Raw genomic sequence first — 18,165 nt, 5'->3', positions numbered from 1 at the left:
GATGGACTTCAATGATACCCCCGCCGAAGCCGCTTTCCGCGCTGAGGCACGAGGCTGGCTCGCCGCGCACGCCCCGGCACACGAACTGACGCCCGGGCTCAAGATCCCCGATACCGAGGAAGCCGACCGGAGCCGTGCCTGGATGCGCGAGCTGTTCGACGGCGGCTGGTCGGGCCTGACCTTTCCCAAGGCACTCGGTGGACGCGGGTTGACCGGGATCGAGGCGGTGATCTTTTCCGAGGAGGAGAGCCGCTATCATCTGCCCAAGGGCCCGTTCACTTCGATCGGCACCGGCATGGCGCTGCCGGTGATTGCAAAGCACGGCAACGACGCCCAGCGCGCCCAGTTCATCGAGCCCACGCTCAAGGGCGATCTGACGTGGTGCCAACTGTTCTCCGAGCCCTCCGCCGGGTCAGACCTTGCCAACCTCCGTACCAAGGCCGTGCGCGCCGAAGATGGTTCGGGTGACTGGATCGTCAATGGCCAGAAAGTCTGGTCGAGCTGGGCGCATCTCACAGATTGGGGGATTCTGGTCGTCCGCACCGATCCCGCAGTGCCCAAGCACAAGGGGCTGACCTTCTTCGTCGTGGACATGAAGACGCCCGGCATCGAGACCCGCCCGATCCGGCAGATTTCCGGGATGAGCGAGTTCAACGAGACGTTCCTCACCGACGTGCGCATTCCCGATGCCAACCGGATCGGCGCGATCGGCGAGGGCTGGGCCTGCTGCATGACCGTGCTGATGGGCGAACGGCTGGGCTCGGGCGCGCATCGCAGCGGGGTCGAGCCGCTGATCGCCATGGCCGCCCGCACGCCTGCACATGACGGCTCAACCATGCTGGATGATCGCGCCGTGCGCCTTGCGCTGGCGGATGCATTGGCGGAGGAGCAGGGCGAACGGTTCTTCCAGGCGCGGCTCAGGACGATGGTTTCCAAGGGTGAGAACCCCGGCGCGCTCGCGGGCATGATCAAGCTGGCCTATGCCGGCCGGCAGCAGAAGGCGCTGGGGCTCGGCATGGAGCTGCGCGGGCTGGATGCCATCGCTGCCGATCCGGCGGACAGCGCTACGGCCGACTTGCAATACGACTACATCTATTCGACTGTGATGCGCATCGCAGGCGGCGCGGACGAAGTGCTGCGCAACCAGATCGCAGAGCGCGTGCTGGGCATGCCGGGAGAGGTGCGCATGGACAAGGACATCCCCTTCGAGCAGCTGAAATGAGCATGACCTACAAGCGTTTGGGCCAGACCGGCCTCAAGGTCTCGCAGCTCTGCCTTGGCTGCATGAGCTTTGGCGAACCGGGCAAGGGCGCGCACCCCTGGGTACTCGATGAAGATGCCAGCCGTGCGATCATCCGCCGCGCGGTCGAGGCGGGGATCAATTTCTTCGATACGGCCAATGTCTATGCCGACGGCGCGTCCGAGGAGATTACCGGCCGCGCCCTCAAGGACATGGCCCGCCGCGACGAGGTGGTGATCGCGACCAAGGCGTTCGGCCCATGGGGCAAGGGCCCCAATCAGGGCGGCCTATCGCGCAAAGCGCTCATGCAGGCGGTGGACGACAGCTTGCGGCGGCTCGGCACGGACTGGATTGATCTTTACCAGATCCACCGGTGGGACAGCGAAACGCCGATCGAGGAGACGCTGGAGGCGCTCAGCGATATCGTTAAGGCGGGGAAGGCGCGCTACATCGGCGCATCATCGATGTATGCGTGGCAATTCCAGAAGGCGTTGCTGCTTTCCGAGCGCAATGGCTGGGCGCGCTTTGTTTCGATGCAGAACCACCTCAATCTCATCTACCGCGAGGAAGAGCGCGAGATGCTGCCCTTGTGCCGCGATGCCGGCATCGGTGTGATCCCGTGGAGTCCGCTGGCGCGCGGCCGACTGACCCGGCCGTGGGGCGAAATGACCGAGCGTTCGGGCAGCGACCGGTTCGGCTCGATGCTCTATGCACGCACCGAGGAGAGCGACCGGCAGGTCGTCGAGGCGGTTGCCACTGTCGCTGCAGCGCGCGGGGCTCCAATGGCGCAGGTCGCACTGGCCTGGGTGCTTGCAAAGCCGGAAGTGACGGCACCGATCATCGGGGTGACCAAGCTTGCGCAGCTTGAGGACGCGCTGGCAGCGCTCGATCTCACCTTGAGCGCTGACGAGTTGAGTGCGCTCGAAGCGCCCTACGTGCCGCACCCGGTGCTCGGGCACGTCTAGAGTCCACCCTATCAGGACAGACTCTAGCGCATCAGGCGGCTTTCCGGCGTGCTTTCGCGGCTTCGGTAAGCGGTCCGACCAGATCCTTCTTGAGGATCTTGCCATTGGGGTTGAGCGGCATGTCGCCAAGCACCAGCAGGGTACGCGGGACCTTGTTGTCGGCCAAATGGTCGCGGCAGAATGCGATGATCTCGTCCGGCGTGGCGCTCTGGCCCGGGCGCAAGGTCACGGCGGCGGCGATATCCTCGCCCAGCACCTCGTGCTCGACCCCGACCACGGCAGCCTGCTGCACCGCCGGGTGCAGATGGAGCGCGGTCTCGATTTCCAGCGGTGTGATGTTGTAGCCGCCGCGGATGATCAGTTCCTTGGAGCGGCCGGCCATGATGAGATCGCCGTCCTCGTCGACGTAGCCAAGATCGCCGGTCTTGGTCCAGCCGCCGATGAAACTTGCGGCGGTGGCTTCGGGGTCGTTCCAGTAGCGCCGCGGATGCTTCTGGAAACCGTAGATTTCGCCCACGACTCCGGGCTCGGTGATCACTGCGCCCGCTTCATCGCGGAGCTGCATGTGTTCGGGCAGCTTGCCAACGCAGCCAGGCTTGAGCACTTGCTCCTTGGTCGTCGTGCCGATGCCGATGCCGCCTTCGGACATGCCGTAGCTGTTGCGCATCCGCACGTGCGGCCAAAGCTCGAGCGCGCGTTTCACCGAATCGTGCGGCAGCGGCGCGGTGCCTGTCATGAGGTATTTCACCCCGGCGAAATCGTAGTCCCGCACATCGGGATGATCGAGGATCAGCCGCAGCATCGAGGGGACCAGATAGACCAGATCGGGCTTCTTCTCCCGGACCAGTTCGAGGAAGCCCTTGGGATCGAACTTCGGCTGGGTGATCGCGGTCGCGCCGCCGCGCGCGGGGAGCATGACGATGCCGAGGTTCCCGCCCGACCCGGTCAGCGGCAGGGCATTGAGCGTTGAGCGCGAACGGTCCATGTTGGTGCCGGTCACACCCTTCATCAGATCGGGGTGCGAGACGACCACGCCCTTGATCTTGCCGGTGGTGCCGCTGGTGCCAAGGATTTCTGCATCGGAGTTCGGGTCCAGCATGCTCTGATAGGGCAGCGCGGCGAGATTGCGGGGCATAGCATCGACCGTCCAGCAGCCGTCGAGCTCAAGGCCCGCCACCACTTCCGGCACGTCGGTAATGCACCAGCGCGGGGTGGTCAGCGCGGCGAAGTCGGCGATCTCCTTGGCATTGAGCCGCGTGTTGATCGGGCATGCGATCCCGCCGGCACGGAACACGGCGAACACCGCGATCGCCATTTCGACCGCGTGGGCATTGCTGATCGGAAGAAATACGCGGTCTCCGGGTTCAAGCCCGGCTGCGGCCAGTCCGCCCCCGATTGCGTCGGCCTCGCTGTCCCATTCGGCATAGGTAATGGTGCGATTGATACCGTCGTGCGCGATCTCATCGCGCTGGTGCTGTGCCCGCACCTTGAGCGCATCACTGATCCGCCGCACCTCAACCATCCTGAAATCCCTTGCCTGTCGTCAGAGCTTCTATTACCTAGTTATACAACTGGGATCAAGGAGCGAATGCCATGGCCGATGCAAAGACCGATATCAAGCAGAGCGAAGAGTGGCAGAAAGCCGTCGATTATGAGATCGCGGATAGCGACATCGAGCGGCAGCGCAAACTGATCGGCTTCTGGGAACCGCAGAAGACGGCTGAATATGTCCAGACCGCCTCGGAAGACTCGATCCGCAACTGGGCCTACGGCTGCGGCGATGACAATCCGCTGTTTTGCGATCCGGCCTATGCCCGCAAGACCCGGTGGGGCGGGATCATCGCGCCGGGCATGTTCGTCGGCCAGATCAACCGCCCGATGAAGGGCGATCCGGTGCCGGACGAAATCCGCGCGCTCAAGAAGAGCCTGTTCAAGGGTATCCACGTCTTCGTGTCCGGCTCGGAATGGAATTTCTACCGTCCGGTGCGACCGGGCGACACGATCTACTCCTATGGCGGCGACCTGACCTGTGAGGTCAAGCAGTCCGAGTTTGCCGGCCGCTCGGTGATCATCACCAGCCGCCGGGTCAAGGTCAATCAGCGTGCGGAAGTGATCGCGACCTATGATCTTCTGCGCGTGCTCACCGAACGCAAGACCGCCGCGAAAAAGGGCAAGAATCTCTCGATCCAGCCGGCGACCTATACCGACGAGGAATTGCAGGCGATCGAGGACATCTACGCCGGCGAAAAGGTGCAAGGCAGCAGCAAGCGCTGGTTCGAGGATGTCGAAAAGGGTGATGCCCTGGGGCTTCAGGCCAAGGGGCCGCTGACCGTGACCGACGTGATCTGCTTCCACGCGGGCGGCTACGGCTTTACCCCCTATGCGCCGACGGCCAACCGCCGCGCGCACAAGAACCGCCAGCGCATCCCGGCGTTCTACGTCAAGAACGAGCACGGCATCCCCGATGTCGCGCAGCGACTGCACTGGGACCCGGTGTGGGCGCAGGCGATCGGCAACCCGATGGCCTACGACTATGGGGTCATGCGCGAGAACTACCTGTGGCAGTACCTCAACGACTGGGCCGGTGATGACGGCGTGATCGTCCATGTCCACGACGAGATCCGCAAGTTCAACTACATGGGCGATGTCCAGCGCGTCTCCGGTGAAGTGCTGGGCAAGCGGACCGAAAACGGGCAGAACCTCGTCGATGTCGCGGTGCGCTTCGTCAACCAGCGCGGCGAGGAGACGGTCCGCTCGACCGCGACCATCGCCTTGCCGAGCAAGGACAAGCCGCTGCCGCTCTATCCCGAGGTGCCGGCTGATCTGGCCGAAACCGCGGTGCGGATGATGGCGCGGCATTGGGAACTGGGCGGGGATTGAGCGCAGCCATGGCCGATGAAGTGCTGATCACGAATGAGGGCGGTGTTCGCATCATCACCCTCAACCGGCCAGACCGGCTCAATGCGCTGAACGGCGCGATCATGGCGCCGCTCGCCGACGCATGCGCTGATGCCGCGCGCGATGCGTCTGTCGGCTGCGTGGTCGTGACGGGGGCCGGGCGGGGCTTCTGCGCGGGCGGTGATCTCAAGGACGGCGGGGGCGACAAGGCTGTCGTCCCGGCCAATCCGGAGAGCGGCAGCCGCGCCGAGCAGAGCTTCGTGCGGCTGCGCGGCTTCATGGAAACCGCGCGCCTGCTGCACGAGATGCCCAAGCCGACCATCGCCATGGTCAACGGGCCGGTCGCGGGGGCCGGGATCGGCATCGCCGGGGCCTGCGACTTGCGCTTCGCCGCGCGCTCGGCGAGCTTCCTCACCGCGTTCGACAAGATCGGCGCGGGGGGTGACTTCGGCTCGACGTGGTTCTGGACCAAGATCCTCGGCACCGGGGTCGCGCGCGAATTGTTCCTGCTGGGCGAAAAGCTGTCCGGCGAGGAAGCCTTCACCAAGGGCATCTACACCCGCCTTTTCGACGACGAGGCACTGCGCGCGGAAACACTGAAGGCCGCGCACCGGCTGGCCGACGGACCCCGCATGGGCTTCCGCTACATGAAGCAGAACCTCAACAATGCCGAGGACTGGTCGTTCGAAGCCCAGTTCGATGCCGAGGCGCTCAACATGGGGCTGTCTACCCAAGCGACCGCGATGATCTGGCGCGAAGCGCGCAAGGCCAACGAAGACAAAGGTGGCTGAACCGCTCGAGATCTTTGTCGATGTCAGCGGTGCTTTGCCGCCGGAGGTCAGTGCGGGAAAGCCGCTCCTCATCAGCACATGGGTGTTCCTGCCCGATGCGATGCCGGACCGGCCCACGGTCATTTCGTTGCTGAACGGGGGAACGTACGACCGGCGCTACTTTCATTTCGAGGTGCCCGGGCGAACCGGATATTCGCTTGCCGAATACCTGCGCCAGCGCGGGCATATCGTTGTGCTGCCCGACCATCTCGGGATCGGAGCCAGCGACCGGGCGAGCAATCAGATGCTCGTGACCCGGCATATCGCCGCGGCAGCGAACCATGCGGCCATGACCGAAATCTACGCGCGTCTTGCTGCGGGCACGATCAGTCCCGCCGTTCCCCCGCTTGAGCGGATGGTCAAGGTCGGCGGCGGTCATTCCATGGGGGCTTTCCAGACCATTACCCAGCAGGCCGCCCACCGCACCTACGATCTCTGCCTGATCCTTGGCTATACGGCTTGCGGAGTTCACTTGCACGTCGACGGCCAGACGATTCCGGCCGATCGCGGGCCGCTTGATTTCGCGATGCCTGACTACATCCTCCACGACCGATCGCGCCTGCATTCGACCTTCCACTGGGATGACGTGCCCGATGACGTGATTGCGGTTGATGATAGCTTGCTGGTCGAGGTCCCCTACGTGCTCAGTGCGCAGTCGGTGTTGATGGGCATCGTGCGAGAGGATGCTGCGCGCATCGACGTTCCGCTCTACATCAATCTGGGCGAGCGCGACGTCTCGCCCGATCCCCATGCCGAACCTGGCTACTACCGTAGCAGCCGTGACATCACGCTGCACATCCTGCCGCGCTCGGGCCACTGCCAGAACTTCGCCGAGACGCGGCTGGAGATGTACGAGCGGATCGACCGCTGGGTGCGCGATCAGGCGGGACATTGAAGCACGCTTCAGCGCATGGCCTCTTAGTTGCCGTCCGGCCGATATCCAGGGGCCACGAAGATAGTCTGAAAACCGCGCGCGTAGACCCCTTGTTCGTCTGCAAAAACGTTGCGAGCGGTGCCATGGCCATTGCCGGCCATGTGGGTTTCTGCATCGAGCAGGAACCATTCGCCGACCGGCATGCGCAAGAACTGGACTGTGATGTCAAGATTGGCGAACGACCAATCTTCCGCAGCCGTTGCCGATCCGAACCCGTTGCCGAAATCCGCAAAGAGGCACGCCTTTACGAATTGCGACGGGGTGGCGCCTCTGATGACTTCGCCGTCCATTGCCAGCCAGGAAATGCCGCGACCGGGCTCGCCCGGACCGCCCAGCACGCGCTTGAGGCGGATGGCCCCGGCCATGCGCATTGCGCGCGGGCTTTCGATCTCGGGTACGCTGGCCGGGATGGGATAGTCGTGCGGAACAGGAAACACGGGGGTCTCCATCCGCCGCACCCGCAGCACGTGCGCCTGCGCTACCGGACGATCGTCCGCCAGCATGGTCACGCGGTGGAGCTTGCTCTGACGCCCGTCACGCAGCAGTTCGGTGGCCATGGTGAGCGGCTGATGAGGCACCTTGCCGAAGATATCGACCTGGAAGCGGGCAATCTCGAAATGATCGTCAAGCTGCGCATCTTCCGCCCCGCAGGCCAGCAATGCGCTCACCGGCCCGCCGGCAATCGCGCGGCCATCCCAGGGGCTGCGGGTGAGACCGGAGGGCCGAAAGTTTTTGCCATCCCGCTCGTAGTAGAACGGAGGCCAGGGCCGAGTTTCAGCTTCGTTCAAACGCGCGTGCTCCTCTGTCGACATATTTGACCTAGTGATATAAGTAAGGCATAGGATGCGCGGTCAATCAAGCACCGTAACGGGAGAGTTTTGTCAATGGACCTGAGCTATGGCGAAGCGGCGGAGGCGTTCCGCAAGGAGGTCCGCGGCTTCATCAAGGCGGCCTGGCAGCCGGGTGAATTGCGCGGGGCCGAGCTCAAGGATCATATCCGCGCATTCCGCCGCGCGGCGATCGAGCAGGGCTATCTCTACCGCTCGGTGCCCAAACGCTATGGCGGTTCGGAGCAGCCGGTTGACGTGATCCGCGCGCAGGTGATCCGCGAGGAATTCGGCCGGGCTCGCGCGCCGATGGAAGTGGGCGGCAACGGCGTCAACATGACCGTGCCGACCTTGCTCGAAAAGGGCACCGAAGAGCAACGCGAACTGTTCATCCGACCCACCATCGAGGGCGATTACATCTGGGGGCAGGGCTATTCCGAACCCGGCTCGGGCAGCGATCTTGCCTCGGTCCGGACCAAGGCCGAACTCTCCGCCGACGGCAGCAAATGGATCGTCAATGGGCAGAAGATCTGGACCAGCCAGGGCATGCAAGCAACGCACATGTTCATGCTGGTGCGCACCGAACCCGATGCGCCCAAGCACGATGGCATCACTTACCTGCTCATGGACCTGAACCAGCCGGGCGTGACCCGCCGCCCGATCCGGCAGATGACAGGAGAGCAGGGCAGCCACACCTTCTGCGAGTTCTTCTTCGACAATGCCGAAGCACCGGTCTCGTGGCAGGTGGGTGAGCGCGGCCAAGGCTGGTATGTCAGCCGCACGACGCTCAAGCACGAGCGCGCGAGCATCGGCAGCGCCGATGGGCTGGGCAGCCAGTTCCGCAAGCTCGTCGAACTGGCGCAGGAAATGGGCCGGATCGGCGATCCCCTGGTGCGCGACCGGCTGGCCGAGATCGAGGGCCGCGTGCTCTCGCACCGCTATACCAGCTTCCGCCTGTTCTCGTGCGCCGCAGCGGGCGAGGATCCGGGTGCGGTGCCGCTGCTGATGAAGTTGCTGCTCACAGAAATCGGCCACGATATCGCTCTCCTCGCGCAGGATCTGATTGGCGAGGAAGGCATGACCGAGCCGCTGGGGGCAGGCGGTCGGGGCCCGCGCGGCCCTCGCGGCCCCAACAAATGGCTCGATCAGATCATGGGCAGCCTCGGCAATTCGATTGCGGGCGGCGCCAGCAATATCCAGCGCAATATCATCGGCGAACGCGGGCTCGGCCTGCCGCGTGATCTCGCGATGAGCGCGGAGAAGTAAGCCATGCATTTTCATTTGACAGCCGAACAGGTCGCGATTCAGGATGCCGTGCGGGGCACGCTCGGCGAATGCTGGGGCATGGAGCGGCTCCATGCCTTTGCCGATGGCGAAGCCGATTTTGATGCTGAAAGCTGGCAGGCGCTGATGGCGCTGGGCATCGGCGCTCTGGCGCTGCCCGAAGCGGAAGGCGGCGCCGGGCTTGGCCTGCTTGACGCTGCGCTTGTCTGCGAAGTGGCGGGTGAGGCGGCTGCGCCCGGGCCGCTGATCGGACAGATCGTCGCCGCGCTTGCTGTGGCGCAGTGCCAAGATGCTGCCACCCGCGCGCTGCTGCCAGGCATTGCCAGCGGCGAGACCGTCGCGACAATCGCGCTCGACAGCAATCTCGTCCAGTGCGCCCGCACCGCGCAGCTGTTTCTGGCGGACGACGGTGCCGGCGGGCTCTGCCTGATCGCTGCGGGCGAGGGGGTGGAAATCGAAGCAGTCAGCGCCACTGACCGCAGCCGCCCGGTCTCGCGCGTCACGTTCGGATCGGCCAAGACCTATCCGCTTTTTGTTGCGGGCGATCCGATGGTCCAGCGCATCCGCGATGCGGCTCTGGTGCTCATTGCCGCCGACGCGCTGGGCGGCGCGCAGCATTGCACCGATCTTTCGGTCGAATATGCCAAGACGCGCGAACAGTTCGGCCAGCCGATCGGCCGGTTTCAGGGCCTCAAGCACCAGCTCGCGCACATGATGCTCGATGTCGAGCCCGCGCGCGCGCAAGTGTGGTACGCCGCCTATGGGTGGGACGCCGGATTGCCCGACGCGACCCGCGCGGCGGCGATGGCCAAGGCGCATTTATGTGAGGTCTATACCCGCACCACCCGCGCCGCCATCGCGGCGCATGGCGGCATTGGCTATACTTGGGAATATGGGCTCAACTATTGGTTCCGCCGCTCGGTGCACAACCGGGCCTGGCTTGGCAGTCCGGCGCAGCATCGCGCCCGCGCCGCACAGCTGGCGGGTTGGTAGAGAAAACAGAGGAAGGGAGCAACGGGCCATGAAGCCGGGTTCGCGTCTGAAAAGCACGGTCTGTGACAGTGAAGTGGTGGTGATCCGCTATGGCAGCGGGGTGCTCACCTGCGGCGGCGCGCCGCTGGGCGATGGTGCCGGAGAGCGCGGAGAAATCGATCCCGCGCAGGCTGGCGGCACCGTCATGGGCAAGCGCTATGTTGACGCTGCCGGTACGGTCGAGCTGCTCTGCGTCAAGCCGGGCAAAGGCACGCTCGCGCTCGATGGCGCGGCGCTGCAGCTCAAGGAAGCCAAGCCTCTTCCGGCCTCGGACTGAACGGACCTGCCCGGCCCATGAACATTGCCCTTTTCCTGGAAATGGCGGCTCAGGCCGACCCCGACCGCATCGGCCTTGTCTGCGACGGAAAGCACTGGTCCTATGGCGAGCTTGACGCCGCCGCGCGCGGGGCCTGTGCCTTGATCCGCGCGAGCGGGGCCAGCCATGTCGCGCTGCTCGACGAATCGAGCGAGGCCGCGGTGATCGCGCTGTTCGGCGCAGCGCTGGCCGGAGTGCCCTATTGCCCGCTCAACTACCGGCTGGCCGATGCCGATCTCGCCGCGCTGCTTGGCCGCGTGGCGCCTGCGCTCATTGTCGGCGATGCCCGGCGTGTGCAGCAGCTATCGGGCGATGCCGGACACATCGTCTATCCGCGGAGCGAGTTCACGCTCGCTGCACTCGAAGCCGTGGTGGACGAACAGGCTGAATGCGATCCGGGCGAGGGTGTCTGCATCCAGCTCTTCACCAGCGGCACGACCGCCGCGCCCAAGGCCGCCATCCTCGCGCATTCCAACCTCGTTTCGTACATTCTCGGCACGGTCGAGTTCGGCTCGGCGGAGGAAAGCGAAGCGACGCTTGTTTCGGTGCCGCCCTACCATATCGCCGGGATAGCTGCGCTGGTCTCCTCGATCTACGCCCAGCGCAAGGTCGTGCTCCTGCCTGCCTTCGCGCCCGAGGACTGGCTTAAGCTGGTTGAGGCCGAGAAGGTCACCAATGCCTTTGTCGTGCCGACCATGCTCGGGCGAATCATCCAGGCGCTGGACAAGGGCGTGCGCGCCGATATCGGCTCGCTGAAGGCCATCGCCTATGGCGGAGGCAAGATGCCGCTCGAACTGATCCACCGCGCGCTCGATCTGTTTCCCGAGACTGCTTTCACCAATGCCTATGGCCTGACCGAGACAAGCTCGACCATCGCGCTGCTTGGTCCCGAGGAGCATCGCGCAGCGCATCGCTCGGCCGATCCCAAGGTGCGCGCCCGGCTCGCCTCGGTCGGCATTCCGCTGCCGACGATCGAGCTTGAGATTCGCGGCGAGGACGGCGAGGTCCTGCCCGCCGGACAACCGGGCGAGATTTACGTGCGCGGCGATCAGGTTTCGGGCCGGTACAAGGAAAAGAGCGCGCTCGATGCCGAGGGCTGGTTCCCGACCCGTGATGCCGGCTACCTCGACGAGGACGGCTATCTGTTCCTCGCCGGGCGCGCGGACGATGTGATCGTGCGCGGGGGAGAGAACATTTCCCCCGGCGAGATCGAGGATCTGCTGCTTACCCATCCCGCAATCGCCGATATTGCGGCTGTTGCAGTGCCCAGCCTCGAATGGGGCGAGGCAGTTGGCGTCGCCGTGGTGGTGCGCGGCGGCTTTGCGCAGCCGGATGCGGACGAGATCCGGAGCATGGTCCGCGCGCGGCTGCGTTCGAGCCGGGTGCCCGAAGTGGTGCGCTTCTTCCCGAGCCTGCCCTACAACGAGATGGGCAAGTTGCTGCGCCGCGAAGTCAAGAAGCTGCTCGCGGCGTGATGTTCGAGCGGCTCGCGCTGCCGCTCGTTTGCGCGCCGATGAGCTTTGCCTCCTCGGTCGCTCTGGCAGCGGCCTGTAGCAAGGCGGGGGTCGTGGCGGGCTGGCAGGGCGGGGCGGCGACCCCGGTCAGCGAGTTCGAGTGCTATCTTGAAACGCTGGCGCAGACGCAGGGTGCACCGGCGCTTGTCAATCTGCCCGCGCGCATTGCCAATGATGCTGACGGCGAAGCGCGCCTGGCGCTGCTGGAGCGCCACCGCGCCGCGCTGGTGCTTTCGAGCGTCGGGAACCCCACAGCTCTGGTCGAACGTGTCCACGCTTGGGGCGGACGCGTGATCCAGGACGTGACCACGCTGCGCCATGCCGAAAAGTCGATCGAGGCCGGGGTCGATGGGTTGATGCTCACCTGTGCCGGGGCTGGCGGACATACCGGGTTCATCACGCCGCTTGCCTTCGTGCCTGTCGTGCGACGGATCTGGGACGGTTTGCTGATTGTGGGCGGGGGGATTGCCGATGTCCGGGGTATGGCTGCCGTCCTCGCGCTGGGAGGCGATCTCGCCTGCATGGGCACGCGCTTTATCGCCACGCCGGAAAGCGGAGTGGTTCAGGCCCACCGCGAGATGATCGCGGGCGCCGGGATCGATAGGATCATGACTTCCGCCGCGATGAACGGGGTTCCCGCCAACTGGATCCGCGATTCCGTCGAAGCCTCCGGGCTCGACCCGGATAGCCTCCCCGCGCACCGCGTGCCCATGCCGGAGGGGGTCCGCCCATGGCGCGATATCTTCAGCGCCGGGCAAAGCGTGGGACTAATCGATGCGATTGAGCCGGTAGCCAATCTTGTCGCGCGGATGCGCCGCGAGTTTGCCAAGTTGGTACCGGAGCAAAGCTGGCGGGCGCGGCTCGCCGCGATCGAACAGGACTGGGTTTAGATCTCCATCATCAGCACGATCCGCCCCGCCTGCGCGCCTTCGGCAGCGGCGGTCATCGCTTCGCGGAACTGCTCGAGCGGATAAGCTGCGGCGATATGCGGGCGCAGCACACCCTCGGCGGCCAGCCGGAAGATTTCGGCGCGGTTCGCTTCGGCCTTCTCCGGCTCGAACTCGCCAAACTGACGGATATCGACGCCAACGAGGCTGGAGCCCTTGAGCAGAGGCAGGTTGGTGCGCAGCGCCGCGATGCCTGCGGGAAAACCGATCACCAGATGCCGACCGCCCCAACCCAATGAGCGGAACGCCGGATCGGTCGCCGCGCCGCCGATGCTGTCGAACACCACGTCCACGCCCTTTCCGCCGTTGGCGGTCTTCACCTGTTCGCGCCAATCCTCCGCGCGGGCATCAACGGCAGCATCGGCCCCTCCGGCAAGCGCCAGCGCGCGCTTTGGCTCGGTTGAGGCTGAGGCGATTACCCGGGCGCCGAGATGCTTGCCGAGCTGGACGGCGGCATAGCCGGTCGCCCCGCCCGCACCGAGGACCAGCAGCGTCTCGCCGGCGCGAAGCTGGCCGCGGTCGACCAGCGCGTGCCAGGCGGTAGCGTAGCTGACCGGGAACACCGCCGCTTCGGCAAAGTCCATCGCATCGGGGAGCCTGCGCACCGTACGCTCGGGCAGGACCGCTTCGTCGGCAAACAGGCCGCCCCAGCCGCTCGCAGAAACGCGGTCCCCCACCGCAAGACCCCTGACCGCGCTGCCGACCTCGCGGATCACCCCCGCTGCCTCGCTGCCGGGAATGAACGGCAGTGGGGGCTTGACCTGATAGCGTCCATCAGCGGTCAGCACGTCGACATAGCTGATCCCGGCAGCGCGGATCGCGATCCGCACTTCGTCCGGTCCCAGTGGGCGTGACGATACCTCGCGAAGGTCATAGGCCGAAGGTGGGCCAAGTTCGTCGGCGATCACGGCGCGCGGCATGTCAGCTATCCTTCTGCGCTGTGATCAGGTCGGCGACGATCTGATTGACATCGTATCGATTGGCGTCGTCGCCGACTGGAGCCTGCGCGGCGAAGGCTTCGCTGATTGCGGCAAAGCGGCGTTCGGCAGCGGCAAATGAATTAGGATGCGTGACGATAAGGTCGTCACCGCGGCACACGCCAGCTATGGCTGCCTGCGCAGCTTCTGCCGCGCTCATGCCCTTGGCCAGAACAGCGCGGGAAAACGCACGTTGGTGCGTCCTGGGCTGCGGCAGGTGGCCGGGTATCACTGCATTTGCAAGGCCTGTTGCCACCAGACCCGGACAGAACACGCTGATGCCAACAGCTGGCGGAAGCTCGGCTCGGAGCACTTCGGCGAGCCCCAGCGCGGCCTGTTTGCTGGCAGTATATACCCCGGCGCCGGTGTGCTGCATGCCAAGCGCATGTTCCGACGCGGTCAGGCAGATGCGGCCACCGTCCGGCTGCGACTGCATGAGCTTTGCAAACACAGTCATGCAACTCCACGCTCCGCGCAGATTTACACCCATGAGCCAATCAAACTCAGCCGGACTGGCATTGATCAGAGGTCCGTTGAGAATGGTTCCCGCATTCGCAAAGACAAGGTCAACGCCGCCCAGTAAGGCATGGGCTGTCTCAGCCAGTCTTTCCACTGCCGCGTGATCGCTCACATCGCACGCAATGCCAGTCGCTTCACCAAGCTCTCCGGCAAGGCCCTCGACACGCTTCTCGTCCAGGTCGGCGAGCATCAGCCGCGCACCTTCTGCCGCAAGCGCTTCGGCCAACGCCTTGCCTATGCCGGAAGCGGCACCTGTTATGACCACACGCTTGTTACCGAGATTCATCTGGCTCTCCTTTCCAAACGCTCGTTGCGATTGGCGTGACTGGCACTAAACTCGCCCCCATGACGGAAAATGTTCGGCTCTATGCCTTCAATTGCGGCTGGTTCCAGTGCCGCCCCGGCTACTTCGTCGAAGGGGACGAAGGCGACTATCTGCGCGGGCCTGTCCCGTCCTACCTGATTGATCACCCCAAGGGCCGCGCGCTGTTCGATACCGGCATGGGCGAGCGCTATCGCCGCGATCTGGAAACCGCGCTGCCGGCGAACAAGTTCGGCCTGCAGTGGTTCGAGGGCATGGATATCGCCACCCGCCTGCGTGCGATCGATGTCGATCCTGAGAGCATCGACTGGATCGTCAACTCGCATCTCCACATCGACCATTGCGGGGGCAACGTGCATTTCCCGCGCGCGACAGTCATCGTCCAGGCGCGCGAATACGAGGTTGCGCGCGAGCGGCCCGATCCCGGGCTCTACGAAGCGGTCGATTTCGATACCGGACAACCGATCCGCACGATCGAGGGTGAGCTCGATCTGTTCGGCGATGGCTCGGTGCGGATCGTGCCGACTTACGGGCACACCCACGGCCACCAGAGCATGATCATCAGGCTCGCGCGTGGCGACGTGCTGCTCGCGGGCGACTGCTGCTATACCGAGCGCAATCTCGATACGATGGTGCTGCCCAAGGCGACTGCTGATCTGGAGGAAGGCCGCCTGACGTTCGAACGGCTGGCACGGGCGCGCGCTTCCGGAACGCGCATCCTGTTCGGCCACGATGGGCGGCAATGGGCGACGATCCGTGAGAACGCCCGGTTCGAATAGCACCGCTGCGCTTCCGACTACTTGCCGAACTGTCCGCTGACCCGCTCGGCGAAGTCCGGTCCGACACCGGCACTGGCGAACACCTCATGCGCGAGCCCGGCCTGTAGCGGCAGGTCAGCCTGCTCGCGGTAAAGACGCTTGTAGGCGAACACGCTGTGGCGGCTCTGGCTGGCGATCGCCTCGGCCAGCCGGGTAACGGTGCTGTCCAGCTCGACATCGGGCACGCAGTGGTTGGCAAGGCCGATCCGCTCCGCCTCGCGGCCCGAAACCGGCAGCCCGGTGAAGCTCATCTCGCGCGCTTTCCATTGGCCCACCCGGCGCGGCAACCGCTGGCTCATGCCCCATGCCGGGACCAGTGCGAACTTGCCGTGGGTATCGGCGAAGCTGGCGCTCTCGCTGGCGACGATGATATCGCCAGCAAGCGCCAGTTCGAGCCCGCCGGTGAAGCAGCCGCCCTGCACGGCCACGATCACCGGCTGCGCCAGATCGGCCAGACGCGTGACGATCTTTGCCTGATAGTCGCGCTCCGGTGCCTTGGCGCCGCGCTCCTTGAGATCGTTGCCCGCGCAGAACACCGGACCCGATGCGCGCAGAATGACTACCGAGATGTCTTCGCCGAGCGCGCGGACCGCATCGAGCTGCGCGGCCAGTTCCCCCCACAGCGCCAGATTGAGGGCATTGCGCTTGTCCGGCCGGTTGAGCGTGAGCGTGACGATGGCGCCCGCGCGCTCAAACAGAACGAGATCGCTCATCTTTGCCCTCCATCGACCCGCAGCAATGCCCCCGTGGTAAAGGAAGACGCGGGGCTCGCCAACATCAGCGCGGCAGTCACAATCTCGGGCGGATGTCCGGGACGCCCGAGCGCGACGGGCTGCTTTTCACGCTTCTTCGGCTCCCACGCCTCGGCAATATCGGTCAGGAACGGGCCCGCGCTGATCGTGTTGACCCGCACCTTGGGGGCATACTCGCGCGAGAGCGAGACGGTCATCGCATTGAGGGCTGCTTTGGCAGCGCCGTAGGGCACCACGCCGGGAAGCGCCATCAGCGCACCGGTCGAACTGATGTTGATGATCGCGCCGCCATCGCCCTCGGCCATGCGGCGGCCGATCTGACTGGCGAGCCGGAACGGGCCTTTGAAATTGAGATTGAGCACCGAATCGAACAGGCTCTCGGGCATTTCGTGGCTGGGGCAGGGGGGCGACATGCCGGCGTTGTTGATGAGCACGTCGATCCGGCCGAACTCGGCATATGCAGCCGCGATCAGCGCATCGCATTCGGCCCAGCGCCCTGCGTGCATTGCGAAAGCCATGGCCTTGCGGCCAAGCGCCCGGCATTCCTTCGCCACCTGCTCGCAGTTCTCCAGCTTGCGGCTGGCGATGATCACGTCGGCGCCGCGCTCTGCGAAGGCCTTGACCATCTGATAGCCGAGCCCACGGCTGCCGCCGGTGACGAGCACGACCTTGCCGGTGAAATCGAACAAGGGGTCCATCAGGCCAGAGCCCCCATCCGGCTCGGGATATGCTCGCTCGGGAAAAGCCCCGGTGCTGCCGCACCGCGCTTGAGCAGTGCCTTGGCGACCTGTGCCTTGTGGACCTCGGTAGGGCCATCGGCGAGCGCGAGGCTGGCGACGCCGCCCCACCAGTCGGCCAGCGGCAGTTCGTGCGTCACGCCAAGGCTGCCGTGGAGATGGATCGCACGCTGGATGATGTCGTGATAGACTTTGGCCATCTGCACCTTGCACATTGCGATCAGCGTGCGCGGGTTCACCGGGGGCGTCCGTCCGGCCTCTACCTCGTCGATCGACCAGGCGGTCTTCATCACCAGCAGCCGGAACTGCTCGAGCTCGATCCAGCTGTCAGCGATCATGCCTTGCACGAACTGGTGCTCGGCGAGCAGCCGACCCTGCGTGCGGCGCGAATTGGCGCGTTCGACCATCATGTCGAGCGCGCGCTGGCACTTGCCAACGGTGCGCATGGCGTGATGGACGCGCCCGCCGCCGAGCCGCGCCTGCGCCACCTTGAAGCCTTCGCCGGGCAGGCCGAGCATGGCGTCAATCGGAACGCGGACCTTGTTGTAGCGGATATAGGCGTGAATGCCGTCATCGCCGGCCAGATCATCGCCCATCACCTTCACATTGCGCAGGATTTCCACCCCCGGCGTATCGGTCGGCACGATCAGCATGCTCATCCGCCCGTGCGGCGGGTTTTCCGGATTGGTCACCGCCATCACGATCAGGAACGCGGCGTAGCGGGCGTTCGACGAGAACCACTTCTCGCCCTCGATCACCCACTCCTCGCCCTCCTGCCATGCGCGGCAGACGAACTCCTTGGGATCGGCACCCGCCTGCGGTTCGGTCATCGAGAAGCATGAGACGATATCGCCGTCCATCAGCGGCTGAAGGTAGCGTGCCTTCTGCGCCTCGGTGCCGAACATCGCCAGAATCTCGGCATTGCCGGTATCGGGTGCGGCCGTGCCGAACACCGTCGGTGCCCAATAGGCGCGGCCCAGGATCTCGTTCATCAAGGCGAGCTTGACCTGACCGTAGCCCGGTCCGCCCAGATGCGGGCCGAGGTGGCAGGCCCAGAGCCCGCGCGCCTTCACTTCGGCCTGCAAGGGCGCAATCGCAGCGCGGCTTTCGCGGTTGGCAACGTCATACGGCGCGCCGTGGCCGGGGAAGCGGTAGTCGAGCGGTTCGACCTTGGTCTTCACGAAGTCCAGCATCCAGTCGAGCTGGGCCTGGAAAGCGGTGTCTGTCTGGAATTGCCACATACGCTCGCGTCT

At 65.2% G+C, this 18,165-nt stretch carries 18 protein-coding genes; 11 read left to right on the top strand and 7 right to left on the bottom strand.

Annotated features, from left to right (window positions below):
• Position 1 precedes the first annotated feature (1 nt).
• Both NDB2M1_RS15065 and NDB2M1_RS15060 read left to right on the top strand, forming a co-directional pair.
• Positions 2 to 1,222 (top strand): acyl-CoA dehydrogenase family protein, encoded by a 1,221-nt coding sequence (locus tag NDB2M1_RS15065; RefSeq protein WP_072383604.1) that lies wholly within the window; start codon positions 2 to 4, stop codon positions 1,220 to 1,222.
• Between the two features lie 2 nt (positions 1,223 to 1,224).
• The gene (locus NDB2M1_RS15060) at positions 1,225 to 2,205 is read left to right on the top strand and encodes an aldo/keto reductase (protein ID WP_072383602.1); all 981 of its coding nucleotides are present in this window, start codon (positions 1,225 to 1,227) and stop codon (positions 2,203 to 2,205) included.
• Positions 2,206 to 2,236: 31 nt separating this feature from the next.
• On the opposite strand, the gene NDB2M1_RS15055 is transcribed toward NDB2M1_RS15060, so the two are convergent.
• The gene (locus NDB2M1_RS15055) at positions 2,237 to 3,727 is read right to left on the bottom strand and encodes a class I adenylate-forming enzyme family protein (protein ID WP_072383600.1); all 1,491 of its coding nucleotides are present in this window, start codon (positions 3,725 to 3,727) and stop codon (positions 2,237 to 2,239) included.
• Between the two features lie 71 nt (positions 3,728 to 3,798).
• On the opposite strand from NDB2M1_RS15055, the gene NDB2M1_RS15050 reads away from it, so the two are divergent.
• From NDB2M1_RS15050 to NDB2M1_RS15040, 3 genes are read left to right on the top strand one after another with little or no spacing between them, the layout of a single operon-like run.
• On the top strand, positions 3,799 to 5,085 hold the full coding sequence (locus NDB2M1_RS15050) for an FAS1-like dehydratase domain-containing protein (RefSeq protein ID WP_072383598.1): 1,287 nt from the start codon (positions 3,799 to 3,801) through the stop codon (positions 5,083 to 5,085).
• An 8-nt stretch (positions 5,086 to 5,093) separates the two neighbouring features.
• Entirely contained in the window at positions 5,094 to 5,894 is an 801-nt protein-coding gene (locus NDB2M1_RS15045; RefSeq protein ID WP_072383596.1) for an enoyl-CoA hydratase-related protein, read from the top strand.
• A complete protein-coding gene (locus NDB2M1_RS15040; protein ID WP_072383594.1) occupies positions 5,887 to 6,828 on the top strand; it encodes an alpha/beta hydrolase in 942 nt (313 codons plus the stop codon). The genes NDB2M1_RS15045 and NDB2M1_RS15040 overlap by 8 nt, the downstream gene beginning before the upstream one ends.
• Positions 6,829 to 6,851: 23 nt before the next feature.
• Here the strand turns inward: NDB2M1_RS15040 and NDB2M1_RS15035 are convergent, their stop codons facing one another.
• Positions 6,852 to 7,655, bottom strand: a complete 804-nt coding sequence (locus NDB2M1_RS15035) for a thioesterase family protein (protein WP_171955414.1) — start codon at positions 7,653 to 7,655, stop codon at positions 6,852 to 6,854.
• Positions 7,656 to 7,751: 96 nt separating this feature from the next.
• On the opposite strand from NDB2M1_RS15035, the gene NDB2M1_RS15030 reads away from it, so the two are divergent.
• Genes NDB2M1_RS15030 through NDB2M1_RS15010 form a run of 5 tightly spaced genes read left to right on the top strand, consistent with a single transcriptional unit; the run spans position 7,752 to position 12,730 of the window.
• Positions 7,752 to 8,960, top strand: coding sequence for an acyl-CoA dehydrogenase family protein (locus NDB2M1_RS15030; RefSeq protein ID WP_072383590.1), 1,209 nt, complete (start codon positions 7,752 to 7,754; stop codon positions 8,958 to 8,960).
• A gap of 3 nt (positions 8,961 to 8,963) precedes the next feature.
• The gene (locus NDB2M1_RS15025; RefSeq protein ID WP_083554886.1) at positions 8,964 to 9,971 is read left to right on the top strand and encodes an acyl-CoA dehydrogenase family protein; all 1,008 of its coding nucleotides are present in this window, start codon (positions 8,964 to 8,966) and stop codon (positions 9,969 to 9,971) included.
• Between the two features lie 28 nt (positions 9,972 to 9,999).
• Positions 10,000 to 10,287: a hypothetical protein gene (locus tag NDB2M1_RS15020; protein WP_072383586.1), complete on the top strand. Its 288-nt coding sequence runs from the start codon at positions 10,000 to 10,002 to the stop codon at positions 10,285 to 10,287.
• Positions 10,288 to 10,304: 17 nt separating this feature from the next.
• Positions 10,305 to 11,801 carry a class I adenylate-forming enzyme family protein gene (locus NDB2M1_RS15015; protein ID WP_072383584.1) on the top strand — a complete coding sequence of 499 codons (1,497 nt, stop codon included), beginning with the start codon at positions 10,305 to 10,307 and terminating at the stop codon, positions 11,799 to 11,801.
• Positions 11,801 to 12,730 carry an NAD(P)H-dependent flavin oxidoreductase gene (locus tag NDB2M1_RS15010; RefSeq protein WP_072383582.1) on the top strand — a complete coding sequence of 310 codons (930 nt, stop codon included), beginning with the start codon at positions 11,801 to 11,803 and terminating at the stop codon, positions 12,728 to 12,730. The genes NDB2M1_RS15015 and NDB2M1_RS15010 overlap by 1 nt, the downstream gene beginning before the upstream one ends.
• Here the strand turns inward: NDB2M1_RS15010 and NDB2M1_RS15005 are convergent.
• Positions 12,727 to 13,707 (bottom strand): NADPH:quinone oxidoreductase family protein, encoded by a 981-nt coding sequence (locus NDB2M1_RS15005; RefSeq protein WP_072383580.1) that lies wholly within the window; start codon positions 13,705 to 13,707, stop codon positions 12,727 to 12,729. The two genes, NDB2M1_RS15010 and NDB2M1_RS15005, sit on opposite strands and share 4 nt — an antisense overlap.
• Position 13,708: 1 nt before the next feature.
• Positions 13,709 to 14,569, bottom strand: a complete 861-nt coding sequence (locus NDB2M1_RS15000; RefSeq protein WP_072383577.1) for an SDR family oxidoreductase — start codon at positions 14,567 to 14,569, stop codon at positions 13,709 to 13,711.
• Between the two features lie 59 nt (positions 14,570 to 14,628).
• Here NDB2M1_RS15000 and NDB2M1_RS14995 point away from each other — a divergent pair, with 59 nt between their 5' ends.
• Positions 14,629 to 15,384 (top strand): N-acyl homoserine lactonase family protein, encoded by a 756-nt coding sequence (locus tag NDB2M1_RS14995; RefSeq protein ID WP_072383575.1) that lies wholly within the window; start codon positions 14,629 to 14,631, stop codon positions 15,382 to 15,384.
• A gap of 17 nt (positions 15,385 to 15,401) precedes the next feature.
• On the opposite strand, the gene NDB2M1_RS14990 is transcribed toward NDB2M1_RS14995, so the two are convergent.
• Genes NDB2M1_RS14990 through NDB2M1_RS14980 form a run of 3 tightly spaced genes read right to left on the bottom strand, consistent with a single transcriptional unit; the run spans position 15,402 to position 18,153 of the window.
• On the bottom strand, positions 15,402 to 16,136 hold the full coding sequence (locus NDB2M1_RS14990) for an enoyl-CoA hydratase/isomerase family protein (protein ID WP_072383573.1): 735 nt from the start codon (positions 16,134 to 16,136) through the stop codon (positions 15,402 to 15,404).
• Complete coding sequence (locus NDB2M1_RS14985) at positions 16,133 to 16,873, bottom strand: SDR family NAD(P)-dependent oxidoreductase (protein ID WP_072383571.1); 741 nt, start codon at positions 16,871 to 16,873, stop codon at positions 16,133 to 16,135. The genes NDB2M1_RS14990 and NDB2M1_RS14985 overlap by 4 nt, the downstream gene beginning before the upstream one ends.
• Entirely contained in the window at positions 16,873 to 18,153 is a 1,281-nt protein-coding gene (locus tag NDB2M1_RS14980) for an acyl-CoA dehydrogenase family protein (RefSeq protein WP_072383569.1), read from the bottom strand. The genes NDB2M1_RS14985 and NDB2M1_RS14980 overlap by 1 nt, the downstream gene beginning before the upstream one ends.
• Positions 18,154 to 18,165 lie beyond the last annotated feature (12 nt).

It is taken from the genome of Novosphingobium sp. NDB2Meth1, from assembly GCF_900117425.1.
Taxonomy (GTDB): Bacteria; Pseudomonadota; Alphaproteobacteria; order Sphingomonadales; family Sphingomonadaceae; genus Novosphingobium.
Note: the sequence above shows the minus strand (reverse complement) of the source record. Positions and strands in the feature narration are given on the sequence as shown.